Genomic DNA, 6,852 nt, shown 5'->3' on the forward strand with positions numbered 1-6,852 from the left:
ATTTCCGTGATGCGCTGCGCGGTCTCGCTGGTGGCATCTGCGAAGGCTTTCTTGGCCGCTTCAATCGTGGCCTGCTGCTTGACCTCCGCGCCGTTGAGGATGAGCTGCAACGAGGCGGCTTCATGCACAAGGCTGGTCAGGGCGATGTCATCAGCGATGACGAGGGTTGCGGGGGCTTGGGTGGTGTCGATGTCTCGGGTCATAGGAGGGATGGGGTTGGCGTTGGGTTATGAGTTGCGACGCCAGGCATTAACCTTGGCGCGCATGTTGGCGGGATTGAGCCAGTCGGTTTCCGGCTGGCGGGCGCTGAGGCGGGCGTGCAGGGCTTCAGTGAGCTGTGGATGCCTGCCGATCAGCGGCGTGGTGCTGCGGTGATGGCGGACGTTGCGGCGGTGCTTCAAGAGCACGGATGCAGCGGCGAGATTGATCAGCAGGATGCCAAGGATGATGATAAGCGGGTTCATGATCACGCGGCCTCCCGGGTTGAGGTTGAAGAGGGCAACCGGAGCGGTTGCTCCACACTGAGCCGATCAGCGACCCAGCACGCGGCGGCGGCGAGAGCGGCCCAAAGTGAGAGGAAGAACACGCTGCATGCGATGGTGAGCAGCGGGCTGTTGGTGGCGTAAGCCACACAGATGGAGGCGGCGCAGCTGGTGGACGTGGCGACGTTCGCGAAGGTTTGATAGGCTCCTAGAAGCGGGCGCTTGGAGCACTGCGCGGCAGCGGGCGGGGCGTAGGGGTTCATGATCACGCGGCCTCCTTGGTTGAGGTTGAGGCGGACAACTGGGACTGCTGCGCCACATGAAGCACGCGCAGCAGCGTGTGGGGTTTGTGACCTATGCCAAAGAGGGTGTTGGCGGCGTCTTCGACGAGCAGCGTCATGCGCCTGCTGCGCAGCACGGGATTGGAGGTGATCACTTCACGGGCTCGGGGATAGAACGGAAGCTCCGGCGCATGCTGCTCAAGCAGAGGCTTGATGCGGTGAGAGTCAGGTGCCACGCAGATTTCGTGGCAAGGGATGCCGCTGGCATTGCGCACAAACCATGGCGCGATGAATGAGGGGAGCTTCTGAGGGTATTCCACGCAGGAGAGCAGCACGCGGTGCTGTTCATCCAGCTCATGCAGGGCCTGCTGCATCCATGGGATGTCCTCCTCAATGAGGCCAAGGGTGACGGCCAGCAGGGCGATGCTGACGTACTGCGTGCTTTGCTTGACGGCAATCTGAGTGATGGCGTCAATGACATCATCACGGGTGATCTCAACGCCGTGATCGTGGAAAACGGAGGCTTGGGGGGCGCGTCTTGTGTGGGTGCTGTGCTGGGTGGGGTGCATGGTCTGCTGTTGTTGTTGCTGCTGTGTTGTTTCAGTCGGCGGTGTGCCTTCTGAAAAAGTCGGGGTGATCGGCGAAGGGATCGGCCTGCACGCGGGCGGCACGCGCAGCGCGGGGCTGCTTGCTGCTGGTGATCCAGCTGGGGGCCTTGGGCTCGGTGCTGCATTCAGCAGCCACTTGCAGCGCCAGCTCATGCAGCTTGGCGGGAAGCAGCTCATGGATGGCACGCAGGAGCGTGAAGCGATCCCCGCCCGTGTTGCGCACGATGTAGGTGAGCAGGGCTTCGCGGCTGATGTAGTAGCGGAGATTGGCACCGGTGCCGCGTCCGCTGTCGCCACGGGCCTCAAGCTTCGCGGGCTTGCTGTTAATGGCGCGCTTGATGAAGTCGCTGCTGCGGTCCAGCACATAGGCCGCCTGCTCGGAGGTCATCTCACGAGGCATTTGTTGGAGGCGTTCAATGGCTTGGCTCATGATGTGGAGGGGGGGGTATGGTTGAGCGTGGTGGATTAGGCGGCTTTGCTGAGGCGCTCCCGCACGCGGCGGGTGATGGCGCTGGGGAGGTCGTGCTTGTTCACCCGGAGGTAGCGTGCGGCGTTGCGCAGCGCGGCGGGTGTGGCATTGGCCACTGCACTGCGGGCCGCATCGACCGAGGCGCATGCGTCAATGAGGATGATCAGCGGAGCGCGGTCATCGCATTGGCCGTCACAGTTGATGTCTCCGCAGGCGTCGCCATGGTGGGAGGATGAATTCTTTTTGGACTGAAATGAACCGCGAGCTGGAGAGTGTGAGCCAGCCGTTGAAGAATTTTGCCCACTGCCCTGAGGATATGATGCCTGCGGCATTTCGGGCGTATGAAGAATGGTGCCGTCCAGAGATTGATCAGGCTTGCCTGCAATGGATTCGCTTTGGCACATGGCCTGAGCTGACGCCGGAGCAGATGTGGTGGGTTTGTCTGCGTTTTCTTGGGGCTGAAATGATGGTGACCCCGTTGCAGCTTGCGACTTGGACGGTTCATCCGACGCGGTATGAGGCTCTGCGATGGCTTCTTCTTGAAGTGTGGCCGTTACGCATTGACGTACTGGCCGCAGAAGTTCTGATTCCTCTCGACGAGCACGCTGAAGAGAAACCGCAGCAACCGCCACATTGGATGAAATAACAGGCTTGGCCCCAGGTGATGTGAAGCAGTCTTTGAAGGCTTCGATCAGACCATCACGCAGGGCCACTTCGCTGATGCCGTAGCCATCATTGGAATGAGCAGCCACCTTGCTGCTGGTAATGATGACCCATTCATAACAACCGTTGTCAGGATCTCCGACCACGAGCAGGCGTGTGCCCATGCAGTTGTGCTCATGGATGATGCGGCACTCCGACCATGGGGCGCTGTATTTGAACCGAGGGTGTGCACCGCTGATCTGCGGCACGGTGGGGTAACGTTTGTTCATGATCACGCGGCCTTTCCGAGGTTGGAGGGCACTGGGCGGCCTTCGTTACGTAACAAATGTTTATACTTGGTGATGAGGCCGCTCACGTCCTTGCGCTGACCTTTAAGCACCATCCACAGGTGTGGACGGGTTACTTCCAAGGCAACTGCATGGCGACAGATGCCCGGAAACTCGGTTTCGTTTCTTTGTTTGTGCTTCGGTTGTTTCATGCTACTGTAACGGATGTTACGAAACGTTTGTTTCTAAGTCAACATGAATATGAAATGATTGTTACATTTTCTCAGCACCTTGAAAAACTCATGGCCCGGGAGGGGCTGAGTAAGGCCGAACTGGCACGGCGGGCGGGGCTGTCCCATGTTGCCATTGGCAATTACCTGAAGGGCCGGACTCCAAAATATGCCGAACTCGAAAAGATCGCCCGGGTGTTTGGATTGAACCCTGACTACCTTCTCAACCCGGACAAGTACAGCGAGCCCGTGCAGGCTGCTGACGCGATCGCGAATCTCACACCAGGCACACGTGAGCAAAAGGATGCTGTTTTCAATTCTGCCGTCGTCGTGCTTTCTGGCTTGTCCTCAGAAAAGGCGGCGTCCTACATCACCGGGCCGCGTGCCATATTGAAAAAGGCGCGTGAAGAGAAAGGGTACACACCTGAACAACTGGCCAAGATGATCGGCTATTCGAAGGTAAGCATGTACCTCGATATTGAAGAGGGGCGCTCCCAGATGGGGGAAAAGATGATGATCAAGGCGGCCAAGATCCTCGGCCTTGACGTATCCGAGTTGATGGGCGGCTCTGATCATCCCGTTGAGCGAGACTCGGCCAAAGGCACCTTTGGTGCGGTGCCTGATATGCAACTGCCACCTGGAATGAAGGCCAAGTATGTGCCACTGATCGCCATGGCACAGTGCGGACCTTTGATGGCGTGGGATGATGGTGGGTACACAGGAGAGGGCTATCTGGCTTTCAATCCAGCAGACCCACGGGCTTTTGCTGTCACGCTTTCGGGTGACAGCATGATCCCACGCATCGAACCCGGAGACGTGGCGCTCATCTATCCAAGCAAGCCGCCCAAGAACGGCTGCGTGGTCATCGCACGGCTCAACGAAGACAACGGCGGGGATGTGATGCTCAAGCTCTATCAGAGCAATGGAGACCGCATCACCCTCAGCTCATACAACCCGGCATACCCTCCTATGCAGTACAGCCGTGCTGACTTTGCTTGGATCTATCCCGTTGCCAAAATCACCAAAGATTTATAAACCCACACCCCTATGAAAGCACTGCTCGTTTGGTCTCTTGTTATTGGATCATCCATTGTCACCCATGCGGCGGATGAAGCGAAGTCGCTGCGTAGTGCAGCGGCAGCATTGCAGAGGGTCTTTTCAAATCCTTCAGCCACTCCGGAGCAAAAACAGAAGGCTCAGAATACCGCCATTGAAGCAATCATCTCAGCCGCCGAAGTCATTGAGCAGAAAGACGAGCTGCTTGCGGTTCAATCCAAGATGACCACGATGGCGAGCAAGGGGCATGATTTCAGCGATGGCAAATCCTCTGCGGTGCCAAGCGCGGGCAAAGACAACGAATATGAAAGCCTGACAGTGAAGAACGGCACAACGTATAAAAATGTGAAGGTGCTATCATCCGACTCCACCAGCCTGAAGTTTTCACATGATGGAGGTGTGGTCACCGTTTCTCTGCTTGATGTGCCTGAAAAAATGGCGGTGAAATACATCAAGCCATGAACGAAACGGAAGGGGCCCACAAGCAAACAAGCTGAGGCTGCATGTCCTCTTGAGCCGCGCATTCCTGCGCGGCTTTTTTGTGCCCTGATGTCGCGCCTCCTTGTTGCGCACTCGTCCCACCGGGCGCGGTGAATGCAGGCGGGCTGCACGCACTGTGCAGGCCGCTACCTGTGTCATGGCTCGTTGTTGGGCCTTTGCATGCTGGTGGGCGGTCTTTGGCTGGCCTTGGGGGGTTCGGCTGGGGGCCGCTCATCGCGGCGGGTGGTTTCATTCCTCACCTCACCACCGCCCATCATGAACGAACTCATCCAGCAAATTATCCGTCAACTCCTCGCTGTCTGCGGGGCATGGTTCGCCGCTCACAACATCAGCGGTGATTCCACTGAGAGCATTGTACTCGGCCTGGTTATGGTCGGAATTGCTGTGGCATGGTCGGCTTGCGCCAAGTGGCTGAAGATCGAATACAAGGTGAGCGAAGGCATCCCGCATGAGGCCATGATCCGCGCCCTGGTGGGATCTTTGGTGTCTCAGGGCATCACGGCGGCGAGCACCTACTTAGCGATTGACGCCAATCATCCCGAGCTGTTCGGCGTGGCGCTGCTGAACGCCGCCGCAAGCAAGGCGGGGCTGCATCAGAAGCTGGCGGGTGCGCCCGTGGCCAAGGTGCTGATTGGGTGCTTGTGCGTGATCTCGCTGAGTTCGTGTGCAGGCATGACGGCGTTTCTGGCGTCCAATGCGGGACAGGCAACGATCGCACTGGCAGATCTGGGCCTCAATCTGGCCGCTGCGAAAGGCAAGATCACCCCGGGTGATAACGTGGCCATTCAGCGCGGACTGGCCATTGTGACGAATCCCGCTGATCCGACGAGCATCAAAGTGTTCAGCTTGGCTGAGCTGGGTCTGCAAACCGCCGTGAACAAAGGCGTCATCAAGCAGGGGGATGCGCTGCTCATTCAGGAAGGTGCGGCGATCATCAAGAATGCGGTCATTGCTCCGCAGCTGCTGGAAGCGAAGCAACCGGTGAAGGTACAGCCAACAGCTTCGGTGAAGCCACGCCATAACCAGCTCAAGCCAGAACTGCACAATGAAGATAGTGGCCCGGGCTGCATGCAGCTCGCTGATCGCATCCCGCTCTACGGTGAACGCGTGGCCTTCATGCTTAGCACTGCGGAGATCAGGAACTGATTTTATTAAACCACACCAGACCGGCGCACGTCGTGAGACGCAAACGCAACGCGAGCAGAGCCTCGCCGCCGTGCGCCAAATTTCCTCCTCACACCATGACTGCCAATCAACGCATCTATCAGGCCGCGCTCAAGTATCGCGGCGTTTGTGAAGTCCCCGGGCCAAAGAGCAACAAGATCATCCAAGGATGGATCAAGGAGGCCGCATCGTGGCTGGGTGATGATGTGGGCAATGATGATTCACGCGTGGCGTGGTGTGGCTGCTTCCGTGGCCACATCGGCACCGAGACGATGACCGGCACACCGCCCGCATGCTATCGCGCCGCCAACTGGATGAACTGGGGCAATGTGGTGAACCCCAACAAGCCCACCACATGGCTGCAAGGTGATACTCTCATCTTCAAGCGTGCCGGTGGTTCTCACGTGACCTTGTTCGCGGACTTCATCAACTGCGCCGCTGGCCGCGTGAACTGCCTTGGAGGCAACCAGGCTGACAAGGTCTGCATCACCTCCCTGACTTTGGATAACCTGCTCGGTGTGCGCCGTGCGCCTGATCTCTGAACATCTCCGCTCATGATCACCATCGCCTCTCCTGACATCTCCGGTGTGCCTGCCGAGTTCGTGAAGTACTTCGTCATGATGTGCATGGCGGGCGCGGGCATGTGGTATGCGCACAAGCGCGGCATGCAGGCCAACGGCACGAAGTCAGACCCGGTGAGCATCGCGCAGCCGCTGGATGTGCGCACCGTGCCTGATCATGCGATCAAGGGAGACACGCGGGAAGAACTCAAGAGCCTGGACGAAAAGATCACGGCCAGCGCCCGGGAGAACCTGAGGCAGCACAACGCCACGGCGGAGCGCATCAACCAAGTCATCAAGGCGGGTGAAGAGCGCATGTCAACGTTCCTCAATGCGCTGCATGCCATGGAGTCGCGCATGACGACGGCCACGCTCAAGGAGATCAAGGACATCCATGAGCGGCTCAACCCTGTGGCAGAGAAGGTGCAGGGGCATCACGAATCCATCAAGCATCTCAACACCCGCGTCGCTGAACTCTGGACGTGGATCTGCAAAATTTTCGATCAACTCCCGCTCCTGAAAAAATCCAAGTAAGCCCCCACCTATGACCACAGCCTCCATCGCCCTTCGCC

11 protein-coding genes are annotated in these 6,852 nt (G+C 58.5%); 5 read left to right on the forward strand and 6 right to left on the reverse strand.

Features of this window, described 5'->3' with window-relative positions:
- From ACIREA_RS23155 to ACIREA_RS23180, 6 genes are all read right to left on the reverse strand, one after another.
- On the reverse strand, positions 1-203 hold a 203-nt coding region (locus ACIREA_RS23155; protein ID WP_397384714.1), incomplete at its 3' end, for a hypothetical protein.
- A gap of 24 nt (positions 204-227) precedes the next feature.
- A complete protein-coding gene (locus ACIREA_RS23160) occupies positions 228-464 on the reverse strand; it encodes a hypothetical protein (protein ID WP_397384715.1) in 237 nt (78 codons plus the stop codon).
- Positions 465-466: 2 nt separating this feature from the next.
- Complete coding sequence (locus ACIREA_RS23165; protein WP_397384716.1) at positions 467-745, reverse strand: hypothetical protein; 279 nt, start codon at positions 743-745, stop codon at positions 467-469.
- Between the two features lie 2 nt (positions 746-747).
- Positions 748-1,332 (reverse strand): hypothetical protein, encoded by a 585-nt coding sequence (locus tag ACIREA_RS23170; protein WP_397384717.1) that lies wholly within the window; start codon positions 1,330-1,332, stop codon positions 748-750.
- Positions 1,333-1,363: 31 nt separating this feature from the next.
- A complete protein-coding gene (locus ACIREA_RS23175) occupies positions 1,364-1,801 on the reverse strand; it encodes a hypothetical protein (protein WP_397384718.1) in 438 nt (145 codons plus the stop codon).
- A 35-nt stretch (positions 1,802-1,836) separates the two neighbouring features.
- Positions 1,837-2,772, reverse strand: a complete 936-nt coding sequence (locus ACIREA_RS23180; RefSeq protein ID WP_397384719.1) for a hypothetical protein — start codon at positions 2,770-2,772, stop codon at positions 1,837-1,839.
- Positions 2,773-2,828: 56 nt separating this feature from the next.
- On the opposite strand from ACIREA_RS23180, the gene ACIREA_RS23185 reads away from it, so the two are divergent.
- From ACIREA_RS23185 to ACIREA_RS23205, 5 genes are all read left to right on the forward strand, one after another.
- Entirely contained in the window at positions 2,829-4,034 is a 1,206-nt protein-coding gene (locus tag ACIREA_RS23185) for a helix-turn-helix domain-containing protein (protein WP_397384720.1), read from the forward strand.
- Between the two features lie 12 nt (positions 4,035-4,046).
- Positions 4,047-4,517, forward strand: coding sequence for a hypothetical protein (locus ACIREA_RS23190; protein WP_397384721.1), 471 nt, complete (start codon positions 4,047-4,049; stop codon positions 4,515-4,517).
- A gap of 294 nt (positions 4,518-4,811) precedes the next feature.
- Entirely contained in the window at positions 4,812-5,702 is an 891-nt protein-coding gene (locus ACIREA_RS23195; protein ID WP_397384722.1) for a hypothetical protein, read from the forward strand.
- A 95-nt stretch (positions 5,703-5,797) separates the two neighbouring features.
- Entirely contained in the window at positions 5,798-6,262 is a 465-nt protein-coding gene (locus tag ACIREA_RS23200; RefSeq protein ID WP_397384723.1) for a TIGR02594 family protein, read from the forward strand.
- Between the two features lie 12 nt (positions 6,263-6,274).
- On the forward strand, positions 6,275-6,814 hold the full coding sequence (locus tag ACIREA_RS23205) for a hypothetical protein (RefSeq protein ID WP_397384724.1): 540 nt from the start codon (positions 6,275-6,277) through the stop codon (positions 6,812-6,814).
- Positions 6,815-6,852: the final 38 nt, after the last annotated feature.

This window comes from Prosthecobacter sp. (assembly GCF_044373815.1).
Classification (GTDB): Bacteria; Verrucomicrobiota; Verrucomicrobiia; order Verrucomicrobiales; family Verrucomicrobiaceae; genus Prosthecobacter.